Here is a 19503-nt window from a genome sequence, read left to right on the forward strand (position 1 = left end):
CTTCGAGTGTCAGTCGCAGTGATTCATTTGAATGTGACTACGCTCTCTTTGATCGCCTAGTACTGCTCATCATCTGCTCTGCCACTCTTCGAGTGTCAATCGCAGTGATTCATTTGAATGTGACTACGCTCTCTTTGATCGCCTAGTACTGCTCATCATCTGTTCTGCCACTCTTCGAGTGTCAGTCGCAGTGATTCATTTGAATGTGACTACGCTCTCTTTGATCGCCTAGTACTGCTCATCATCTGCTCTGCCACTCTTCGAGTGTCAATCGCAGTGATTCGCAGCAAAAGAGCGTCCCATTGGGACGCTCTGATGTGTTTATTGATTTGGTTGTTTCTTCATATAATTACTTAGTCGCTTCATGGCTTCTTGCAGGTTCTCTTGGCTGGCTGCGTAGCTTAGGCGTACATATCCTTCGGCTTCTGGTCCGAATGCAATCCCTGGTATGATTGCTAATTGATTTTTTTCTGCTAAATCAACACAGAATGCCATCGAATCTTGTTCATAACCGGTTGGGATTTTTGCAAATAAATAGAAAGCTCCTGACGGCTTGGCGATTTCAAAACCTAATGCTGTCATTTTTTCATAGAGAAAATCACGTCGCTGACGGTACTCGGCTTTCATAACTGCAGCATCATTGATTCCTTCAACTAACGCTCTTACAGCTGCTTTTTGTGAAATCGTTGAGGCTGCCGTTACTAAATATTGATGAACTTTGATAATTTGGGCAGTTAAGGCAACGGGAGCAAAGATAAAACCAATCCGCCAGCCAGTCATTGCATGTGATTTTGATAACCCATTGATCAAAATGGTCTGTTCCGGTAAATATTCTGCGATCGATACATGGGGTGCGTCGTAAGAAAGTTCACTATAAATTTCATCACTAACGACAAACACAGGATATTTTTTCAGAACTTCCGCAAGTGCTTGAACTTCTTCACGAGAATAAACCACGCCGGTTGGATTACTAGGATAATTTAAGATAACCGCCTTGACCTGATCCCCATGCTCAATCAAAGCCGCTTCCAACATCTCCGGTGACAATACAAAATCGTTCGCTGTGGTATCTAAATAAATGGGGGTAGCGTGAGCTAGTTGAATCACGGGCTCATATCCGGGATAAATAGGTGCTGGCAAAAGGACTTTATCTCCTGGTTCCAGAATTGCTAATAAAGAAGCAGAGATTGCTTCAGTTGCACCGATAGTCACTAATACTTCTGATAACGGATCATAACTCAATTGATATTTTTCTTTTAAAAAAAGGCTTGCGGCTTCTCGAACATCCGTTAACCCGGCCATTCCTGAGTAATGGCTGTAATTTTGCTCAATTGCTTGAACACCAGCATTTTTGACATGATCCGGTGTATTGAAATCCGGTTCGCCTAATGTTAATTTCAAAATATCTGGTATACCAGATACCCGCTCATCAAATTTTCGAATCAAAGAAACAGCAATTTGATAGACTTCTTTGTTAAAACGTTGACTGACATCTGTCATCGTATCACTCCTATCCACACAAAGTTACCTTTTGTTATTGCTGTTAATCCTATCACATTTTGATCCGTAATTTAATACTTTCGCTAAAACAAAAAATAAAAAATCCATCTGTTTATATATTTGCAAACGATATTTATAAATGTTAGTATATAAACAAACGAAAGGAGATGATTAAAGTGAATACTATTCCCGCCACCTCTTTGTCTGACTATGAACATGGGTATCGTTCCACAAAAACACATTATCAATGCCTATTCTGCGATGTTAATTATGAAAAAGGACAAATTTATCCAACCTCTGATCGCTTTTATACCGCCAAAAAATGCATCTTATCACATCTAAATGAGGTCCATGGTGGTTTACTGAATGCATTGCTGTCATTAAGTCGCGAGCAGACAGGTTTGTCAGAAAGCCAACAAGAGATCTTATCATTATTTGCGCAAGGACTCAGCGATGCCGTCATCGCGCAACGTCTAGGTATCTCTAATTCGACAGTACGAAATCACCGCTTTAAATTAAAAGAAAAAGAACGGCAAGCGAAAGTCTTTTTAAGTATTATGGCACATTTAGAGGAACAAGATTTTGTTCTTCCCCATACAGGAGCAACCATGTTGGATGATCGTTATGCAATCACCAGCGAAGAAAGAGAAAAAATCATTGCGACTTACTTCGATCAAGATGGGGTGATTCATCAATTCCCAAGTAAGGAAAAACGCAAAATCGTGGTATTGAGTGTTTTGGCTCAAAAATTTGATTCTCAAAAAAATTATTCCGAAAGTGCCGTCAATGATATTTTGAAACAGTTTATTGCTGACTACGTCACTGTTCGCCGCTATTTGATCGAATACGGATTCATGCAGCGAACCAAAGATGGTAAAACCTATTGGTTGACGGTTGCTTAGTGGGTCGCTGAAAAAGGCTGAGACTTAGCTGTTATCTGATGGTACTTTTTGATCCTAATCAGGAGTATCCTTTTCACACCTTTTGTCTCAGCCATTATTTCTATCGGTATCGACTATACTCACACTATTACACTTACGCAAAAAAACAGTTATGCTGCAGCATAACTGTTAGTTTTCTTTAAGGAATATTTTTTTGATGATCAATTTATCAAAAAGCTGCGTTTGATTGTCTTGCTCGCCGATGACTTCGGCACTGATAGATTTTCCATCGGGCTTTTTGCGCAATTGATAGACAATCTTTCCGGTTTCTTTTAATTCATTGATCATGTCAACTACACCGCCAAAGCCTGTTTTGCGGGTAATAAAGCCTAATGCGACCATTCGTTCGTCCAAATTTTTTGCAGAAATCGTTGCCCCTGTGATCAATGCTTGCCGCATAATCTGTAAGAATTCTTCCAATCCCGCCACAGCTGGTTGATCCGGCTCTTCTTCCGCTAATGGCCGTTGATCCAGTTCCTGTAAGAGTGTTTCATATTGCTCTTGTGTCAGCATGACCCCCGCCACTTTTTCACGATTGAATACATATACTGCTGTTCCCGCTTCTCTCGCTTGATTAAATACATCCATCGGAGATTTTTTTACTTCAGTGATCGAAGTAGTGGGAACCTCTAACTTCTTCAGTTCCATTCTCAACGTCCTCCTTGTCTCAACGAACACATTATAGCATAAAGTCACTGGTCGATTGTAGGTTTATTTCGACGGCTTTGCCGTTAAATCACCAAAGAATCTTCGATTCTCAACTGACTAAAAAACCGAATCAGTTTGTTTCGGTCGTTCTCCTGCTTACAAGAGAATCAATGGAAACAAACGATTCGGTTTTTTGTCACTCATCAATTTTGAGTGTCATAGCATTGATTGCTACTACGATTGTGCTTAGTGACATCAAAACGGCGCCGACAGCGGGATTTAAAATGATACCAATTGGTGCTAGGATTCCTGCAGCTAAGGGAATCGTCACAATATTGTACCCTGCTCCCCACCAAAGGTTTTGAATCATTTTTCGTCTAGTTTTATGAGCCAGTTCAAGAAAATGCAGAATATCATTAGGGTTACTATTGGTCAAAACAACATCTGCGGAATCAATCGCGACATCTGTTCCAGCGCCGATAGCAATACCGATCGTTGCCCGAGCCAAGCTTGGTGCATCATTGATACCATCACCAACCATCGCTACCCGTTGTTTCTTATTCAGATAATCAGCAACGATTCGTTCTTTATCTTCTGGCAATAATTCAGCAAAATACTCATCGATGCCTAGATAAGTTGCCACTGCCTTAGCAGCTGCTTGATTGTCTCCAGTTAACATCACTGGTGTAATCCCTTGTTTCTTCAATGTTTCGATGAAATTTACCGCCTCTGGTTTGATTTTGTCTCCCAAAGCTACGAGTCCTTCGACTTGATTGCCTTTCACCAAGTAGCTAATGGTGTTCCCTTGTTCTTGATATTTATTCAATTGGTCCGTATCAATGGTTGTCTGATACTTTTCGATCCCTTTTTGATTGACGATCTGCCATTTCTCCCCAGCAATCATCCCTTCGATCCCGATACCAGAATGCGCTTGGATTCCAGTCGCTTCCTTCGGCTGAATATTTTCCTTTTTTGCTTGCGCTAAGATGCCATCAGCAATAGGATGATTGGCTGATTGTTCCAGCCCTGCTAGATAGGCTAGTAGTTCATCTGCTGTATAGTCACCAAAGCTTTCAATTCCTGTGACCGAGAAAGTTCCTTGTGTTAAAGTACCGGTTTTATCAAGTAACAAATAGTCTAGATCATGGGCATTTTCCAGTGCATTACGATTTTTTAACAATAAGCCGTTTTTAGCAGCAATTGATGTCGAACGTGCGACAACCAACGGAATGGCTAATCCAAGTGCATGAGGACAGGCAATGACAAAAACAGTTACCATCCGATCCAGCGCTGTTGGCAAATCCGCTGCGAACACCCAAATTACAAATGCGGTAATTCCGACGACCAATGCAATATAGAACAACCATTTTGCCACTTTATCTGACAAAGCTTCCAATTTTGATTTATCCGCCTGCGCTTGACGAACCATTTCCATTACTTTTGAAAGATAGCTCTCATCACCGGTTCCTGTTACTTCAATAGTAATCGTTCCATTTCCATTCACGGAACCCCCGATTACCTTCGAACCGGACTCTTTCGCTACTCTACGGGACTCACCCGTAACTGCGGATTCATCAATCGTGGTTGCCCCTTCTTTGATGATACCGTCTGTAGGGATTTTGTCACCCGCTCGTACGATCAAACGATCATTTTTCTTCACTGTGTCCAGTGGTATCTTTTCTTCAGAACCATCTGCCTTTTTGCGAGTTACTTCATCAGGCAATAATTCAGCTAATTTTTGCAATGCATTCCCTGCATTGGACACAGCGTTCATCTCGATCCAATGTCCTAAAAGCATGATCACGATCAATGAAGCCAGTTCCCAAAAGAAGTCCATGACATGTGCGCCATGCATGAAATGATTCGCGATAAACGCGTAAATACTATAGACATAAGAGACTGTGATCCCCATAGCAATCAACGTCATCATTGCTGGACTCTTTTGCTGCAGTTCCATCTTCGCTCCGCTCAAGAAAGGCTGACCGCCATAGAAGAACAAAATCGTGGCTAAAATCATCACTAGCCAGTCAGACCCTGGAAAAGTGAACTGAAAAGGCAATTCAAGCCCCATCATAGGGGATAAAAGAATAATCGGGATTGCTAAAACCAAGGAAAGCCAAAACTTTTGTTTGAAATTCCCCATATGCATACTATGATCCATTCCACTCATGCCATGATCCATGTGGCTATGATCCATCTTACTGTGATCCATCTTACTGTGATCCATCTTACTGTGATCCATCTTACTGTGATCCATCTTACTGTGATCCATCTTACTGTGATCCATCTTACTGTGATCCATTTCCGAATGTCCTCCGTCCATTTCGTTATGGCTCATCTCAAACTCCTCCTTTTTGCTGGAAAATTTTGCGCCCTGCTGGAACGCGTTAGGGGATGACAGAAGTTGCCTACCGTCTTTCCGCAAACAATTAAATGAACTTTTTTCATTCCATATCTTTCAAGAACAGCGGTGAGAGACTTATTCAACCGTGGCTGTGTACCCCACCTCCGTTACTTTAGCGATGATGTCATCATCTGTAACAAGTTGTTCGTCATATTTGACTTTAGCATTGGCTTTCTTTAAATTTACCTTTGCTTTTTTGACACCTGGCACTTCAGACAATGCTTTTTCTACCCGAGCAACACAGTGGTCGCAGCTCATTCCTTCAATGTGATAGATTTTTTTCATGATTTATTCTCCTTCATTCATTGTACATTGACATTGTCCCGGTATACAGTTGCAAGCAATAGCGGCTACCGGTTCTTTTTGCGCCAGTGCCTCTTCCAACATTGTTAGATCTTCATTCGTTAGTTCCGATTCACGAATCATTTCTGCCAATGTTTGGCCGATTTTTTTTGCACAGATATGAGAGAATAAACTCTCTGTGGCACTTTGAATCGTAGCATCCTCGGAAACCAAAGGATAATAAACAAATTTTTTTCCTTGGGTTTCTGTCCGCAATACGCCTTTTTTCACTAGACGGCCTAATAATGTTTTAACGGTTGCTGTTTTCCAGTCTTTGGATTCGCTAAGAAGTGCCGTGACTTCTTGGGCATCGGATTTTCCTAATGTCCAAATCACTCGCATGATCTCCCATTCGGAATCACTGATTTTTATAGGAGCACTTGATGATTGCATATTTTTTCCTCCTTGCTTGTTTACGATTTAAGTTTACATCTGTAATCGAAAATTGTCAAAAAAAACCTCTGCAGTGTTTGAGATCAACTGACAGAGGTCATATATTATCTATGATTAATAAAAAACACGATAGCGAGTCACAGAATGGAAAGGTTTTTCTGGACGTAAGAGGATCTCCCCAAACTGAGGATATTTTTCTGTTCCAGGAACGCCTTGGGTTTCAATAGCCATTCCGCCATGGTTTGCAAAAGGTCCGGTTTTCATTGGTGCTCCTTCTTCGCCATCTCGTGTGGTATAGATGACTACAGCCGGTCGATCCGTTGTAACTGTGATGGAAACTTTTTCATCAGGGCTCGTCACTTTCAAGTCCCAGTCCTGAGTATGGTCCAATAAGAATGGATCATCAAGTAATGTTGTGCCCATTTTTCGTGCTACACGAAAGTCAAACTTCGTATCAGCAACAGGTTGTTTTTTTCCTGTTGTTGTGACATCAGGATTCGTTTCAGCCACATATTCTGCATTGATTTGAACCATGTGATCATCTATTGGATTTCTAGTGTCACCAGTCAAATTGAAATAGCCATGATTCGTGGGATTATATAGTGTAGGCTGATCGGTTGTGGCATCGTAAGTAATCGTAAATGAATCATCATTATCCAATGTATAAGTCACTGTGTATGAAACATTGCCCGGAAATCCACTATCGCCGTCTTTGCGTTCTGTCCGATAAATTACGCCAGCTGCGGTTTCTGTTTCAAATGTTTCAGCTTTCCAAGTATCGGTATCCAATCCCTTAAATCCGCCATGCAATGTATTGCCATTATCATTATCTTCTGTTTGATACTCTTTCCCGTCGATAGTAAATCGGGTTCCTGCAATTCTGCCGGCAACTGGCCCAATCGTTGCGCCATAATAACGCGCTTTCTGGTGTCCTGCGATCGTATCATACCCAACAACTAAGTCTCGGCCGCCATCAATCGGCACGATCCAATCCAGTAAGCGTGCTCCTTCCGGGCTTGTTACAAGTTTGACACCGCTATCATTTTCAACTTCATAAACTGTTCCCATTTTTTCTGTTTCTCGTTGCTGTACACTTGGCATTGACCATCCTTCTTTCTTCACTGAAATAACTTCTCATTCAGTATAGACGTTTTAGCCTCAAGACGTCAATAAGCTGAAAGCAGATTACTTTTGTTCTAAGGGAAATGCTCTTAGAATGAAAATGAAGAAAAAGAAGGAGGAACACATGATGGAACTAAAAATGTCACAAGCAGTTATCAACAAACTAGAAGGATATCATAGCAATGAGGGTGCTTTACTGCTGGATCTGGATGACGGTGTCGGACCTTATTCGAAATTAGGGATCTGTTCTCTCGATACAAGTTTTCGTTTCTTGCTGGTCTCAGACAAAGAGGTTCCCGCACCTTACACCATTACTCTCTCATCTGCGGTTGGACCTATTTATATCAAAGACTATACAGCCAATTATTTTGACCAAGAACCAAAGCTTAATTTAAATGAGCGTTTCCAATCAATTATGTTAGAAACAGAATCTGGCGTTGTCGATCGTAACGTTGAAATAATCGATTTGCGCAAACAATCCTTTTAGGGATAGATACAAAAAAAACGACCCACACGTGACTTTCAGCTTAAACTGAACATGTCATGTGAGGATCGTTCTTTTACTGATGGACCGAGATTATTTTTTATGCCTAGCCCGTCGTTTTCTGCGCGAGGTCCGCTGAGGGGTTTTTGATTCTGTTGGTTCCTTTATTGGCTCCTCGGTTGTTTCTAGTGAGTCGCCTGTTCTCTTTGTCAAAACTTCCTGACGAAAGCGCCGATTACCTAGAAATTTCAAGGCGCACATCAATGGTTGGCGATTCTCTCCCACCAAACCAATCAATTCAATAAATAATTCAATCCCAAATGCGGTACTAATGATCAGTAGAATAATTGCCGTATTACTGGCATAGTTCATCAACAGTGCAATAAAAGAAAATACCATTGCTAACGCATAGATTGTCAATACTGCTCCCCGATGAGTAAATCCTAAAGAAAGCAAGCGATGATGAAGATGCATTTTATCAGCAGAAGAAATTTTTTGTTTGTTGAACTTCCGTCGAATCATCGCATAGACAGTATCGGTGATTGGTACGCCCAGAATCAGCATAGGCGTGATCACGGTAATAAACGTCGCATTCTTCAACCCTTGCAATGAGAGAACGGAAATCATAAACCCTAAGAATAAAGCACCCGTATCACCCAGAAAAATCGTTGCTGGATAAAAGTTATAGGGAAAGAATCCCACGATGGCAGCGACTAAAGTAAAGATCACCATTGAAACAGCTACTGAATCAGGCAAAAAGAAGTAACTGATAATCCCAATCGTTATCAAACTGATGATCGATACTCCACTAGCCAGTCCATCTAACCCATCAATCAAATTGACAGCATTTGTGATTGCCAATATCCATAAAATTGTCATTGGCAGGCCTAACCACCCTAAATCGAATACACCGATATAAGGAATCGACACAGTACTGATCTTGATCCCCGCCACAAAATAGATTTCCAAAGCCGCTAGCGTTAACCCACAGACCTTTTGTAATGGAGAGAGCTCAAAGATATCGTCAAGCAAACCAGTCACTACAACGATCGCGGCTCCTAAGAGCATTGGCCAGACATAGTTAAATGGGATCATCTCGCGAAACTCCCAAAGCAAGGCAAAAGAGAAGGACAGGAAAATACTAAGTCCTCCTGCTGTAGGCATTGTTTTGGTGTTGATTCGTCGTTCTCCTGGGCGATCGACTGCACCAATTTTAAAGGATATCAATTTAATGATGGGCGTCAATATCAAAGATATGATCATCGTGATGAAAAGACGTACAATAAATTTAAATGCAAATTCCATCGCTCATTCTCACTTTCATTTATTTCTCCTTATTGGAAAATGTATCTTCAAGTTTTGATGAGATACGTTCCACGGGATCTTTTCGTTCTTTGATCTCTTGTCCCGATAAATATTCTTCCACAACTGCGTTGATGATGCCGCCTAAAATAATGATCGTTGCTGCCAGATTCAGCCAAATCATCAACACAATGAAACTCCCGATGATTTGATAGCCGCTGATCCTACCAGCAAAAAAGCGGGCATATAAGCCGAACACTTGCGACAGCAACATCCAGCCCGCAGTAGCAAATACTGCGCCAGGAAGCGTTGACCGAAGTTTTACTTTGGCATTAGGCACCAACCAGTAGATTAGCATCAAGATAAACAGCAACGCAATGATCGTCAAAGGCCATTTGACAGTTTGGAAGGTAGCAATCAAATCATCTTGAATATGGAAGATTGGTTGTAGAAAGTCCAAAATGATCTTCCCTAAACCAATAACCATCGTCACACCTACGATTGCAATCATAAACAAGAGAATAATGACAAAAGAGACCGCACGAACAACAATAAAGTTCGAACGCTGATCGACACCAAACGCTTTGTTCATGGCAATTTGTAATGCATTGATGCTTTGGCTGGCTGACCAAAGAGCTGCAAGTGCCGAAATAGACAACAAGCCGCCGGAACCAGAAGTCAGCAGATTCTCAATGGCCGGTCCGATAAATTCATACACTTGACCAGGAATCAATTCTTGGACATAGGGCAGCACGTTACTAGGAGCGATTGAAAGAAAAGGCAGCAAGTTTCCGATCGCGATCAGCAATGGAAACAAGGATAGTAATAAATAATAGGCTACGACAACTGAGGTCGTTCCCATTTCAGATTCCGTGATCCGCGTTTGTGTCGTTTCTATAAATCGCATAAGCTTTTGATTGCTTTTCGCCTTATCGATCCATTTCATTTGGGGTTCCTCCGACATCCGTCCATTCTTTTCTAGTAGGTTCCTTCTTCTCCTTGAGAAGTCAAGATCCGTGGACCATCTTTTGTGATAGCTAAGCTATGCTCATATTGACAACTCAATCCACCATCAAGTGTGTACGCTGTCCAACCATTTGGATCCATCTTCATTTTCCAAGTTCCTGTGTTGATCATCGGCTCGATCGTGATGACCATCCCTTCTTTCAAGCGCAGGCCTTTCCCTGCTTCGCCATAATGAGGAATCATTGGTGCTTCGTGGATCGTTGGACCAATGCCATGACCGACAAAATCACGGACAACACCATAGCCTTCACCTTCCGCATACGTTTGGATCGCATGACCAATATCACCGATTCGATTCCCAACTTGTGCTTGTTCGATTCCCAAATACATCGCTTTTTTCGTTACTTCCATTAAACGATCGATTTCTGGGGTCGATTCACCTACGACATAACTCCAGCAAGAATCGGAGATTCCGCCTTTTAGATCAATACACATATCTACTTTGATCAGATCACCATTTTTTAATACTTTTTTTCGGGGAAACCCATGACAAATCTCATTGTTGATGCTGCAGCAAGTCGCATATTTATAATCTTCAAAGCCGATCTGTGCAGCGATTCCGCCATGGCTTTCAATATAATTTCTCACAAATACTTCGATATCCCAGCTAGTGATCCCTGGTTTAATAAACGTACGAAGTTGTTTATGAACGTCCGCAAGTAATGCGCCGGACTCAGCCATTTGATCAATCTCTCTGGCAGATTTTAATGTTATCATTTTCTCGTCTCCCTTATTTAAATTCCTCTTATTTTACCATAGAAAGCAAGAATTTTACAAAGTCTGCTGATTCACCTAAGACTTTTTTCAAGAATTGTTATTCTTGACTGGGTTTGCTATAATCAGAGAGGGTTTTTACTGTTGACCGTTAAAGGATCGGAGGACTTATTTATGACTTTAGCTAAAATCGTTTACGCAAGCATGACAGGCAACACCGAAGAAATAGCTGATATCGTTGCAGAAGCACTTGAAAATCTGGCTATTGAGGTAGATATCAATGAATGTACGCAAGTAGATGCCGATGAATTCGAAGAGGCAGATATTTGCATTGTAGCCACTTATACCTATGGTGATGGTGAACTGCCAGACGAGATCGTTGATTTCTATGAAGACTTGCAAGAATTAGACCTGAGTGGAAAAACATTTGGTGTTTGCGGTTCAGGTGACACGTTCTACGATGATTTTTGCAAATCTGTCGATGATTTTGAAGCAGCTTTTGCCAAGACCGGTGCTATCAAAGGAGCAGAAAGCGTCAAAGTTGATTTGGCTGCCGAAGAAGAAGACATTCAAAACTTAGAAGACTTTGCGAAAAAAATCGTTGCATCTCTTTGATGCGCATACATAAAAAAGCATGTATCCCACGCTGGGTACATGCTTTTTTCTCTTTACGTATGATTTAATTATTGATCGAATGACTTGTATGAAATATCAATCGGTGTTTCTCGATGAATGATATTTTCTGCGGTCTCGGTCATCAATTTTGCAATTTGGTCTTCTGTCGGATGAAGAATTCCCGAAGACATCAATGCGGCTAATCCAGTGGCAACGATCCATACACCCGTATGCAATGATTTCAGTTCGACTTCTGTTAAATCCTGATATTTCGGATCTTTTTTCACAGATTTGACGAATAAATCAAAAGAAAATTTTTGCATGGAATCGCCACCGCCATACTCTTCCAGGTAAAGCGCGCGATACAAGCGTTTTTCTTTATTCGCAAAACCAATGTAATTCAAAGTCAGATCGACGATCACGTCCCCACGTCTCTCAATGGGAAATACTTCTGTTGCTAGATAATCATAAATTTGATTGATCAAGGCACTTTTAAGGTCATCCATGTTTTTGAATTCTAAGTAAATCGGTTGGGTTGAACACTTCATTTTCGCTGCAATATTACGTGCGGTAAAACGTGTGAATCCTTCGGTTGCGACAACTTCATAGGCAGCTTTTAAAATCTGGTCTCTAGTAATTGTTTTCTTTCTTGCCATAATTTTTTAATCTCCTTAATTCTGCTATACATCGCTTTCAGAAAAACCTTTTATTCATTGTATCATGTTTTTTTAAGATTGCAAAACAACTTTTAAGATTGTCCTAGTCCCTATTTGCTTCCAATTCAGCATGAAAAAATCTGTTTTTTTGACTTCGATTTCATTTGTTTTCAAAAAAAGATAGTGCTATCATAGAGAAAGTTATAGTTAGAAAAATTAGGAGGAATTTTAATGGTTTTACCAAATTTTAATCAAAATCTTGAGAAATATGCCCAACTAATCACAGAAGTTGGCGTCAATGTTCAAAAAGGCCATACGATCGTCATCCAAATCGCTGTTGATCAAGCACCTTTGGCTCGCCTTTTGACAAAAAAAGCCTATGCATTAGGGGCAGCAGAAGTCATCGTTCAATGGACAGATGATGTCGTTCAAAAAGAATTTCTTGCCCACGCCGACAGCGATCGCTTGGAAACGATTCCCCAATACAAAATCGATCAAACAGACGATTGGGTAGCAAAAGGTGCGAGCCGTATCAGTGTGGTTTCAGCCAATCCCGATGCATTAGCAGGTGTAGATTCAGACCGCGTAGCGACTTATCAAGCCGCCTCGGGGAAAGCCATGATTAACTTGCGAAAAGCAACCCAAGCCAACAAAGTGAGCTGGACGGTTGTGGCAGCCGCTGGTCAAGATTGGGCACAAAAAGTCTTCCCTGATGCAACACCAGAAGAAGCGCAAGACTTGCTTTGGGATCAAATTTTCAAAACAACGCGCATCTATGAAGAAGACCCTGTGGCAGCTTGGAAGAATCATGATAAAACGTTGCAAGAAAAAGCCAATGAACTCAACGAAGAACAATTCACAGCGTTGCATTATACTGCCCCAGGCACAGACATTATTATCGGCTTGCCAAAGAACCATTTATGGGAAGGTGCCGGCAGCTTCAATGCCCGTGGCGAAAAGTTTATGGCAAACATGCCAACAGAAGAGGTCTTTACCGCTCCTGATAGCCGCCGCATCGATGGCTATATCTCAAGTACGAAACCATTAAGCTATGCGGGAACGATCATCTCTGGGATGAAGTTCACCTTTAAAGATGGGAAAGTGGTTGATTTCTCTGCAGAACAAGGAGAAGAAGTTTTAGCAAAATTATTAGCCATTGATGAAGGCGCAAAACATTTAGGCGAAGTGGCCCTTGTTCCTGATCCTTCACCAATCTCACAATCCGGAATCATTTTCTTCAACACCCTTTTTGATGAAAATGCTTCAAACCACTTAGCTCTTGGTTCGGCTTATGCATTCAGCTTACAAGGTGGAACAGAAATGAGCGAAGAAGAATTGGCCGCTGCTGGTCTCAACCGCAGCCAAACACACGTTGACTTTATGGTAGGAGCTGCCCAAATGTCCATCGATGGAATCAAAGAAGATGGCACAACAGTCCCAGTATTCAGAAATGGCGATTGGGCTTAATACACACTAAAAAGGCTGAGAGGATGAATCATTCTCTCAGTTTTCTTCTTCTTAAAAAACTGACTGTCAGAATAAGCGAATAAAGTAAAGCGGTTTATAAAAAACCTTCTTCTTCCCACGGTTTTTTCCGTAGTAATCTGTGGCTTTTTTTGATAGAATTTAGTTTGATAGTCTTTGATAAGAGAGGATGAATACCATGACACCAAACCGCGAAGATTATTTGAAGCTCATCTTGGAATTGGGCGGTGATCAGAAGAAAATCAACAACAAACAAATCGTTTCTGGTCTGGATGTGTCTGCTGCTTCAGTAAGCGAGATGATTTCTAAGCTTTTAAAAGAAGGCTTAGTAGAACACTCTCCTTATCAAGGCGTCCAATTGACCGAAAGCGGACTAGCTTCGGCAAGTGCTCTCATTCGTAAACATCGTTTATGGGAAGTATTTTTAGTGGAGCATTTGAATTATTCTTGGAATGAAGTCCACGATGATGCGGAGGTACTTGAACATGTCACATCAGGGACATTGGCTGATCATTTAGAAGCCTATCTAGGACATCCTAAGTTTTGTCCTCACGGCGGAATGATCCCCGAACAAGGACAACCCGTCCACGAAGGAGAAAAAACGACGATGAGTGCTTACCCTGTCGGGACAAAGATCCGAATTGCTCGCGTGTTGGATGAACGGGAATTGTTGGACTATCTGGTAGCCATCGACCTGAATATTCATGAAGAGTTTGAGATCATTGATACGGCTGCCTACGAAGGACCGATCACCATTAAAAATGCGGATAAAGAAATTGCTGTCAGTTATAAAGCAGCTAGTACGATTTTTGTAGATAAATTGTAAGGAGTGAAAACGATGGAAAAAAAGGTGCTTTTTACTATTTTTGGCGGAACCGGTGACCTTGCACAACGCAAACTTTACCCTTCCCTCTTCCGTTTGTATAAAAAAGGCGATCTTAAAGAAGATTTTGCTGTAATCGGTACGGCTCGCCGTCCTTGGTCAGATGAACATTACCGTGAAGTTGTTATGGGAACGATCGAAGATTTGATCGAGTCAAAAGAACAAGCTGAGACTTTCGCTTCACATTTTTATTATCAGTCTCATGATGTGACAGATACCACTCACTATGACTCATTGAAAGAGCTGGCAGATTCTCTAGATCAGAAGTATCAGCTTGAAGGAAACCAACTGTTTTATCTGGCAATGTCTCCAAACTTCTTTGGTACCATCGTCTCACATTTAAAATCACAAGGCATGCTTGAAACCGAAGGCTACCATCGTGTGGTGATTGAAAAACCTTTCGGAAGTGACTATGCCTCTGCGAAACAATTGAACGAAGAAATCAATCAAGTTTTCAGTGAGCAAGAGATCTATCGAATCGATCACTATCTAGGAAAAGAAATGATCCAAAATATTTCTGCAATCCGTTTTGCCAATAATATTTTTGAATCGCAATGGAACAACCGCTATATCGACAATGTTCAAATCAATATCGCTGAAGATCTCGGCGTTGAAGAACGCGGCGGCTATTATGATAAGAGTGGTGCCTTAAAGGATATGGTCCAAAACCACATCTTGCAGATTCTCTCTTTGCTAGCTATGGAACCACCAGTCGCTTTCTCAGAAAAAGAACTCCGTACAGAAAAAATCAAAGCATTGAATGCGATTCGCATTTATTCAGAAGAAGAAGTCAAAACCAATTTTGTCCGCGGACAGTATGCTCACGGGCAATTAGAGGATCAGCAGTTTGCTGGGTATCGTGAAGAAATGAATGTTGCGGAAGATTCTGCCACCGAAACATTTGTCGCAGGCAAGTTTTTGATCGACAACTTCCGCTGGTCAGGAGTCCCTTTTTATGTACGCACAGGGAAACGTTTAACAGAGAAAGGCACCCGTATCAATATCGTTTTCAAGCAAGTCCCAGTGAATGTTTTCAAGAAAGATGTGACTGATTGCGAAAGCAAGAAGAAATTAGCACCTAATGTCTTGACGATTTATATTCAACCGACGGAAGGCTTTTCACTTTCTCTAAATGGCAAAGAAATCGGTCAAGGATTCGACACCCTTCCTGTTAAACTAGATTACCGCAATAGTACTGAAATCGTAGAAAATACGCCAGAAGCCTATGAAAAATTGCTCTTAGATGCTTTGAATGGGGACGGCACCAACTTTACTCATTGGGACGAAGTTGCTCAATCATGGCGCATCGTCGATGTCATCCGACATGCTTGGGATAAAGAAACACCTGATTTTCCGAACTATTCAGCAGGGACCATGGGACCAAAAGCCGCCTATGATCTATTAGCAGCTGATGGCTTTGAATGGATTTGGAAACCAGATGAATGGTATCGTGAACGGAACTTACTAAATAATCAATAAGCAGCAGCCAATTGGATGGGTAAAAAAACAGCCAATTGGCTGTTTTTATTTTTGCTCCATTCGCTATAATAAAACGAAAGACTAAAGGATGTGAATCAATGAAACAAGTATTGACCATTGCTGGCTTAGACAGCTTAGCAGGTGGTGGTGCCACTGCAGATATCAAGACCTTTGAAGAATTCAATACCTTTGGTCACATGGTGCTCACTTGTGTCGCAGCCATCAATGAGGAAATCACCATTTATGATATCCCTCCTGCAACGCTGAAGGACCAATTAGCTTCAGTTAAAGCTTTCACCCGTTTAGCAGCCATCAAAATCGGCCTATTACATACACTGGAAACGATCGAATTAGTGAAAAATTTCCTAGTGACCCAAGACTGCCCGATCATCTTAGATCCAGTCTTAGCTTTTAAAGAAGGACAGACAAAAGCCAATCAAGAGTATCAACACGCCCTGCAATCCTTATTTTCCTTAGCCACTATCGTTACTCCCAATTTGGTTGAAGCAGAATATTTCGCAAATCAAGCCATTACTACTCGGGAAGAAATGAAGATAGCTGCCAAAAAAATCAAAGCACTTGGGCCTGCTTTTGTGTTGATCAAAGGTGGCGCTCGTCTGAACGGGCTGCAAGCCTGCGACCTGCTCTATGATGGGGATGACTTTTTCTTTTTTGAGACACCAAAATCACCCAAACAGACAACGAACGGCGCCGGTTGTACGTTATCCGCTGCCATCGCTGCGCTCTTGGCTACTGACCGCTCAATGACAGATGCTGTACAGCAAGCCAAAGACTTTGTTTTTGCCGGCATTGAAAATGGGCTACAGCTGACAGAATCTTTAGGAAATGTCGATCAACTTGCTTATTTTAGGAAAGGAGTTACCTCATGTCTACCAAGAAACTAACAACGTTAGCTATGCTGACAGCACTGACTACCGCTCTTTCTTTATTATTTGTCCTGCCAGTTCCTCAGACAAAAGGTGTCGTGACCCTTTGCGAAGCCGGCATCTATACCACGGCTCTTTTATTAGGCGGTCCTTCAGGTGCGATCGTCGGCAGCTTGAGCGGCGGAATGATCGACTTTTTGTCCGGTTATCCAGAATGGGCATTGTTTTCTATTTTGATCCATGGCTGCCAAGGCTACTTTACTGGTCGTTTTCGTCACTATCCCCTGCTGGCACTTTGTTTGGGAAGCGTGACGATGATTTTAGGCTATGCCGCAGCAACGACCATCATGTTTGGCTTTGGAGCAGGCATTGCTTCGATTCTCAGCAATAGCCTTCAAAATGTTTTTGGTATATTGGTAGCATTTCCGCTTGTCAATTATTTAAAACGAACGCAAAAATTTTCTTTGAATGAGAGGTAAGATTCCAATGAATGATTTTCATCAACTTAAAAATGACTTAGTAACCATCACAACTGAAGTAATTGACGCAGCACACTTAACGCAAAATGATTTATTTGTTTTAGGCTGTTCTACTAGCGAAGTCGTTGGCGGGATGATCGGCAAAAACTCCAGCGAAGAAGTAGGCTACATCATTATTAAGACCATTAAAGAGGTGTTGGATCCGCTTGGCATTCGCTTAGCGGTTCAAGGATGCGAACACTTGAACCGTGCATTAGCTGTAGAGCGTAGCACTGCTCAGTATTATCAATTAGAAGAAGTGGCAGTTGTCCCTGCACTTCATGCGGGAGGTGCTTGTTCTGTAGCGGCATTTCGCTTGTTTGATGATCCCGTTGAAGTGGAGCATATCGTTGCGAAAGCTGGCATCGATATTGGTGATACTGCCATCGGCATGCATGTCAAACACGTACAGATCCCTATTCGGCCAAGTATCAAAACGTTAGGTGCAGCTCATGTGACTGCATTAGGCTCACGCCCCAAATATATCGGCGGACCGCGGGCACAGTACAAAGTATCTGCTATGTGACGAAAGATTCAACAAAACCGAAGGATACCTGCTAAGCTTCTTGGACGATTCGTCCTTCGCGCAAGATTGCGCATCGCTTTTCAGAGATAGCCTTCGGTTTATTTGTCTTATCTGTCGCATTTTTCCCGTTGTTTTTGCTAAATTTGTTGATAAATCAAGGCCCTCATCGATTGATCGACTTTCTCCGCAGCGAGCCGCCCCTCTCGAATTGCCCAAATCACTAAGCTAGGACCTCTTTTTGCATCACCAGCTACCAAAACCCGTTCATTATTGGTTGTATAATCATCATAGATTTCACGGACATTGAAGGTGTCTAACAAGTGTGTTTCTGGACCTAAGAAGCCCATTGCCAACAAAACTAAATCAGCTTTCATCACTTGCTCTGTACCAGAGATTGGCTGAAAATTCTCATCTACTTTGACTGTTTCGATCCCAATCACCTGTCCCCGTTCCGCTCCTACAAAAGCAGTCGTCGAAATGCTGTGATACGTATGTTCCTGTAGAACCGCAGCAACTTCTTCCTGACCATACCCGATTTTAGCTGTCATTGGGTATTCAGGCCATGGATTTTCAGCTAAACGTTGTGGTGGAAGCTGTGGCGTGATTTCCAACTGACGAACAGAAGCAGCCCCTTGGCGCATCGCAGTCCCTAAGCAATCATTTCCGGTATCTCCGCCGCCGATCACGACTACGTGTTTGCCTGCCAAGGATTCATTCGCAGCTTTTCCATGGTTCAATACCTCTTTGGTTGCTGCTGTCAAATAATCAACAGCAAACTGAATCCCAGTCAAAGACCTTCCTGGGATCTTTAAATCCCGCGGAACACTGGCGCCAGTAGAAATAATAACACGATCATAAGCAGCTTCTAATTCTTCAGCAGAAATGTCGCGGCCGACTTCGACATTCGTTAGGAACGTCACGCCTAGTTCTGCCATCAAATCGATTCTGCGCTGAACCACTGTTTTATCTAGTTTCATATTAGGGATACCATACATCAGCAACCCCCCGCAACGATCACTGCGTTCATAAACCGTCACTTGATGACCTAACTGATTCAAGCGCCAAGCAGCGGATAGACCAGCTGGTCCACTGCCAATGATGGCGATTTTGAAACCAGTTGCTGCTTGCGGTTCTCCCGATGCTCGGACCCAATCATTCTCAAATGCAGTGTCGATAATGAAACGCTCATTGTCATGAATCGTGACCCCGCTCCCATTTAGTGCCTCCGTGCAGCCTTTCTCACAAGGAGCTGGACAAACCCGTCCGGTCATTTCAGGTAATGGATTCGTTTTCGCTAACCGTTCAAAAGCCGCTTGAAACCTGCCTTGATAAACAAGATCATTCCATTCAGGAATCAAATTATCGTTGGGGCATCCAGATACTGTCCGTTGCCCACCATAGAAAGAACCGGTATGACAAAAAGGAATGCCACAATTCATACATCTTGCTGCTTGTTCTTGCCGCTCACTTGCTGGCAATGGTTCTTGCAGTTCTTGCCAATCAGTGATCCGCTCTGCTACCGGACGATACGGATTTTCTTTTCGAGGGTATTTTAAGAAACCAAAAGGATCTGCCATA

General features: G+C 42.1%; 20 protein-coding genes. 9 read left to right on the forward strand and 11 right to left on the reverse strand.

Annotated features, from left to right (window positions below):
* Window positions 1–321 precede the first annotated feature (321 nt).
* Window positions 322–1500, reverse strand: coding sequence for a pyridoxal phosphate-dependent aminotransferase (locus tag ACTFWY_RS10030; protein ID WP_029487166.1), 1179 nt, complete (start codon window positions 1498–1500; stop codon window positions 322–324).
* Between the two features lie 167 nt (window positions 1501–1667).
* Here ACTFWY_RS10030 and ACTFWY_RS10035 point away from each other — a divergent pair, with 167 nt between their 5' ends.
* Entirely contained in the window at window positions 1668–2402 is a 735-nt protein-coding gene (locus ACTFWY_RS10035; protein ID WP_439926779.1) for a DUF2087 domain-containing protein, read from the forward strand.
* Window positions 2403–2570: 168 nt separating this feature from the next.
* Here ACTFWY_RS10035 and ACTFWY_RS10040 read toward each other — a convergent pair whose 3' ends face one another.
* The 5 genes from ACTFWY_RS10040 to ACTFWY_RS10060 form a co-directional block, all read right to left on the reverse strand.
* Entirely contained in the window at window positions 2571–3089 is a 519-nt protein-coding gene (locus ACTFWY_RS10040) for a prevent-host-death protein (protein ID WP_029487167.1), read from the reverse strand.
* Window positions 3090–3285: 196 nt separating this feature from the next.
* Window positions 3286–5427 (reverse strand): copper-translocating P-type ATPase, encoded by a 2142-nt coding sequence (locus tag ACTFWY_RS10045; protein ID WP_439926781.1) that lies wholly within the window; start codon window positions 5425–5427, stop codon window positions 3286–3288.
* A 141-nt stretch (window positions 5428–5568) separates the two neighbouring features.
* Window positions 5569–5778, reverse strand: coding sequence for a copper chaperone CopZ (gene copZ / locus ACTFWY_RS10050; RefSeq protein ID WP_086269458.1), 210 nt, complete (start codon window positions 5776–5778; stop codon window positions 5569–5571).
* A gap of 3 nt (window positions 5779–5781) precedes the next feature.
* Window positions 5782–6228 carry a CopY/TcrY family copper transport repressor gene (locus ACTFWY_RS10055; protein WP_003127665.1) on the reverse strand — a complete coding sequence of 149 codons (447 nt, stop codon included), beginning with the start codon at window positions 6226–6228 and terminating at the stop codon, window positions 5782–5784.
* A gap of 114 nt (window positions 6229–6342) precedes the next feature.
* Window positions 6343–7329: an aldose epimerase family protein gene (locus ACTFWY_RS10060; protein ID WP_156248176.1), complete on the reverse strand. Its 987-nt coding sequence runs from the start codon at window positions 7327–7329 to the stop codon at window positions 6343–6345.
* 148 nt (window positions 7330–7477) lie between these two features.
* Here ACTFWY_RS10060 and ACTFWY_RS10065 point away from each other — a divergent pair, with 148 nt between their 5' ends.
* Complete coding sequence (locus ACTFWY_RS10065) at window positions 7478–7837, forward strand: iron-sulfur cluster biosynthesis family protein (protein WP_021149466.1); 360 nt, start codon at window positions 7478–7480, stop codon at window positions 7835–7837.
* Between the two features lie 90 nt (window positions 7838–7927).
* Here the strand turns inward: ACTFWY_RS10065 and ACTFWY_RS10070 are convergent, their stop codons facing one another.
* The 3 genes from ACTFWY_RS10070 to map are packed head-to-tail and all read right to left on the reverse strand — an operon-like array spanning window position 7928 to window position 10879.
* A complete protein-coding gene (locus ACTFWY_RS10070) occupies window positions 7928–9139 on the reverse strand; it encodes a glycosyltransferase family 4 protein (RefSeq protein ID WP_003127662.1) in 1212 nt (403 codons plus the stop codon).
* A gap of 19 nt (window positions 9140–9158) precedes the next feature.
* Entirely contained in the window at window positions 9159–10082 is a 924-nt protein-coding gene (locus tag ACTFWY_RS10075; protein WP_439926783.1) for a YihY/virulence factor BrkB family protein, read from the reverse strand.
* Between the two features lie 32 nt (window positions 10083–10114).
* Window positions 10115–10879, reverse strand: a complete 765-nt coding sequence (map, locus tag ACTFWY_RS10080) for a type I methionyl aminopeptidase (protein ID WP_003127660.1) — start codon at window positions 10877–10879, stop codon at window positions 10115–10117.
* 171 nt (window positions 10880–11050) lie between these two features.
* Between map and ACTFWY_RS10085 the strand changes: the two genes are divergently transcribed.
* Window positions 11051–11491 (forward strand): flavodoxin, encoded by a 441-nt coding sequence (locus tag ACTFWY_RS10085; protein WP_003127659.1) that lies wholly within the window; start codon window positions 11051–11053, stop codon window positions 11489–11491.
* Window positions 11492–11559: 68 nt separating this feature from the next.
* On the opposite strand, the gene ACTFWY_RS10090 is transcribed toward ACTFWY_RS10085, so the two are convergent.
* On the reverse strand, window positions 11560–12147 hold the full coding sequence (locus ACTFWY_RS10090) for a TetR/AcrR family transcriptional regulator (RefSeq protein WP_003127658.1): 588 nt from the start codon (window positions 12145–12147) through the stop codon (window positions 11560–11562).
* Between the two features lie 231 nt (window positions 12148–12378).
* Here ACTFWY_RS10090 and ACTFWY_RS10095 point away from each other — a divergent pair, with 231 nt between their 5' ends.
* The 6 genes from ACTFWY_RS10095 (at window position 12379) to ACTFWY_RS10120 (ending at window position 17925) form a co-directional block, all read left to right on the forward strand.
* On the forward strand, window positions 12379–13614 hold the full coding sequence (locus ACTFWY_RS10095) for an aminopeptidase (RefSeq protein WP_439926786.1): 1236 nt from the start codon (window positions 12379–12381) through the stop codon (window positions 13612–13614).
* A gap of 196 nt (window positions 13615–13810) precedes the next feature.
* On the forward strand, window positions 13811–14458 hold the full coding sequence (locus ACTFWY_RS10100; RefSeq protein ID WP_005471905.1) for a metal-dependent transcriptional regulator: 648 nt from the start codon (window positions 13811–13813) through the stop codon (window positions 14456–14458).
* 12 nt (window positions 14459–14470) lie between these two features.
* Entirely contained in the window at window positions 14471–15994 is a 1524-nt protein-coding gene (gene zwf, locus ACTFWY_RS10105; protein WP_060815194.1) for a glucose-6-phosphate dehydrogenase, read from the forward strand.
* Between the two features lie 98 nt (window positions 15995–16092).
* Window positions 16093–16899, forward strand: a complete 807-nt coding sequence (locus ACTFWY_RS10110; protein ID WP_138371650.1) for a hydroxymethylpyrimidine/phosphomethylpyrimidine kinase — start codon at window positions 16093–16095, stop codon at window positions 16897–16899.
* The gene (locus ACTFWY_RS10115; RefSeq protein ID WP_138371649.1) at window positions 16881–17360 is read left to right on the forward strand and encodes an ECF transporter S component; all 480 of its coding nucleotides are present in this window, start codon (window positions 16881–16883) and stop codon (window positions 17358–17360) included. Before ACTFWY_RS10110 ends, ACTFWY_RS10115 begins: the two co-directional genes overlap by 19 nt.
* Window positions 17361–17367: 7 nt before the next feature.
* On the forward strand, window positions 17368–17925 hold the full coding sequence (locus ACTFWY_RS10120; protein ID WP_034706923.1) for a TIGR01440 family protein: 558 nt from the start codon (window positions 17368–17370) through the stop codon (window positions 17923–17925).
* 137 nt (window positions 17926–18062) lie between these two features.
* Here ACTFWY_RS10120 and ACTFWY_RS10125 read toward each other — a convergent pair whose 3' ends face one another.
* Window positions 18063–19502, reverse strand: a complete 1440-nt coding sequence (locus tag ACTFWY_RS10125; RefSeq protein ID WP_439926788.1) for a glutamate synthase subunit beta — start codon at window positions 19500–19502, stop codon at window positions 18063–18065.
* Window position 19503: the final 1 nt, after the last annotated feature.

Origin of the sequence: Enterococcus sp. 125944, from assembly GCF_051909435.1 — a bacterium.
In the GTDB taxonomy this organism is placed as follows: domain Bacteria; phylum Bacillota; class Bacilli; order Lactobacillales; family Enterococcaceae; genus Enterococcus_D; species Enterococcus_D gallinarum.

Coding starts and splice junctions, on each gene's coding strand:
- ACTFWY_RS10030 (WP_029487166.1), bottom strand. CDS start 1,500: ATGACAGATGTCAGTCAACGTTTTAACAAAGAAGTCTATCAAATTGCT.
- ACTFWY_RS10035 (WP_439926779.1), top strand. CDS start 1,668: ATGATTAAAGTGAATACTATTCCCGCCACCTCTTTGTCTGACTATGAA.
- ACTFWY_RS10040 (WP_029487167.1), bottom strand. CDS start 3,089: ATGGAACTGAAGAAGTTAGAGGTTCCCACTACTTCGATCACTGAAGTA.
- ACTFWY_RS10045 (WP_439926781.1), bottom strand. CDS start 5,427: ATGAGCCATAACGAAATGGACGGAGGACATTCGGAAATGGATCACAGT.
- copZ (WP_086269458.1), bottom strand. CDS start 5,778: ATGAAAAAAATCTATCACATTGAAGGAATGAGCTGCGACCACTGTGTT.
- ACTFWY_RS10055 (WP_003127665.1), bottom strand. CDS start 6,228: ATGCAATCATCAAGTGCTCCTATAAAAATCAGTGATTCCGAATGGGAG.
- ACTFWY_RS10060 (WP_156248176.1), bottom strand. CDS start 7,329: ATGCCAAGTGTACAGCAACGAGAAACAGAAAAAATGGGAACAGTTTAT.
- ACTFWY_RS10065 (WP_021149466.1), top strand. CDS start 7,478: ATGGAACTAAAAATGTCACAAGCAGTTATCAACAAACTAGAAGGATAT.
- ACTFWY_RS10070 (WP_003127662.1), bottom strand. CDS start 9,139: ATGGAATTTGCATTTAAATTTATTGTACGTCTTTTCATCACGATGATC.
- ACTFWY_RS10075 (WP_439926783.1), bottom strand. CDS start 10,082: ATGAAATGGATCGATAAGGCGAAAAGCAATCAAAAGCTTATGCGATTT.
- map (WP_003127660.1), bottom strand. CDS start 10,879: ATGATAACATTAAAATCTGCCAGAGAGATTGATCAAATGGCTGAGTCC.
- ACTFWY_RS10085 (WP_003127659.1), top strand. CDS start 11,051: ATGACTTTAGCTAAAATCGTTTACGCAAGCATGACAGGCAACACCGAA.
- ACTFWY_RS10090 (WP_003127658.1), bottom strand. CDS start 12,147: ATGGCAAGAAAGAAAACAATTACTAGAGACCAGATTTTAAAAGCTGCC.
- ACTFWY_RS10095 (WP_439926786.1), top strand. CDS start 12,379: ATGGTTTTACCAAATTTTAATCAAAATCTTGAGAAATATGCCCAACTA.
- ACTFWY_RS10100 (WP_005471905.1), top strand. CDS start 13,811: ATGACACCAAACCGCGAAGATTATTTGAAGCTCATCTTGGAATTGGGC.
- zwf (WP_060815194.1), top strand. CDS start 14,471: ATGGAAAAAAAGGTGCTTTTTACTATTTTTGGCGGAACCGGTGACCTT.
- ACTFWY_RS10110 (WP_138371650.1), top strand. CDS start 16,093: ATGAAACAAGTATTGACCATTGCTGGCTTAGACAGCTTAGCAGGTGGT.
- ACTFWY_RS10115 (WP_138371649.1), top strand. CDS start 16,881: ATGTCTACCAAGAAACTAACAACGTTAGCTATGCTGACAGCACTGACT.
- ACTFWY_RS10120 (WP_034706923.1), top strand. CDS start 17,368: ATGAATGATTTTCATCAACTTAAAAATGACTTAGTAACCATCACAACT.
- ACTFWY_RS10125 (WP_439926788.1), bottom strand. CDS start 19,502: ATGGCAGATCCTTTTGGTTTCTTAAAATACCCTCGAAAAGAAAATCCG.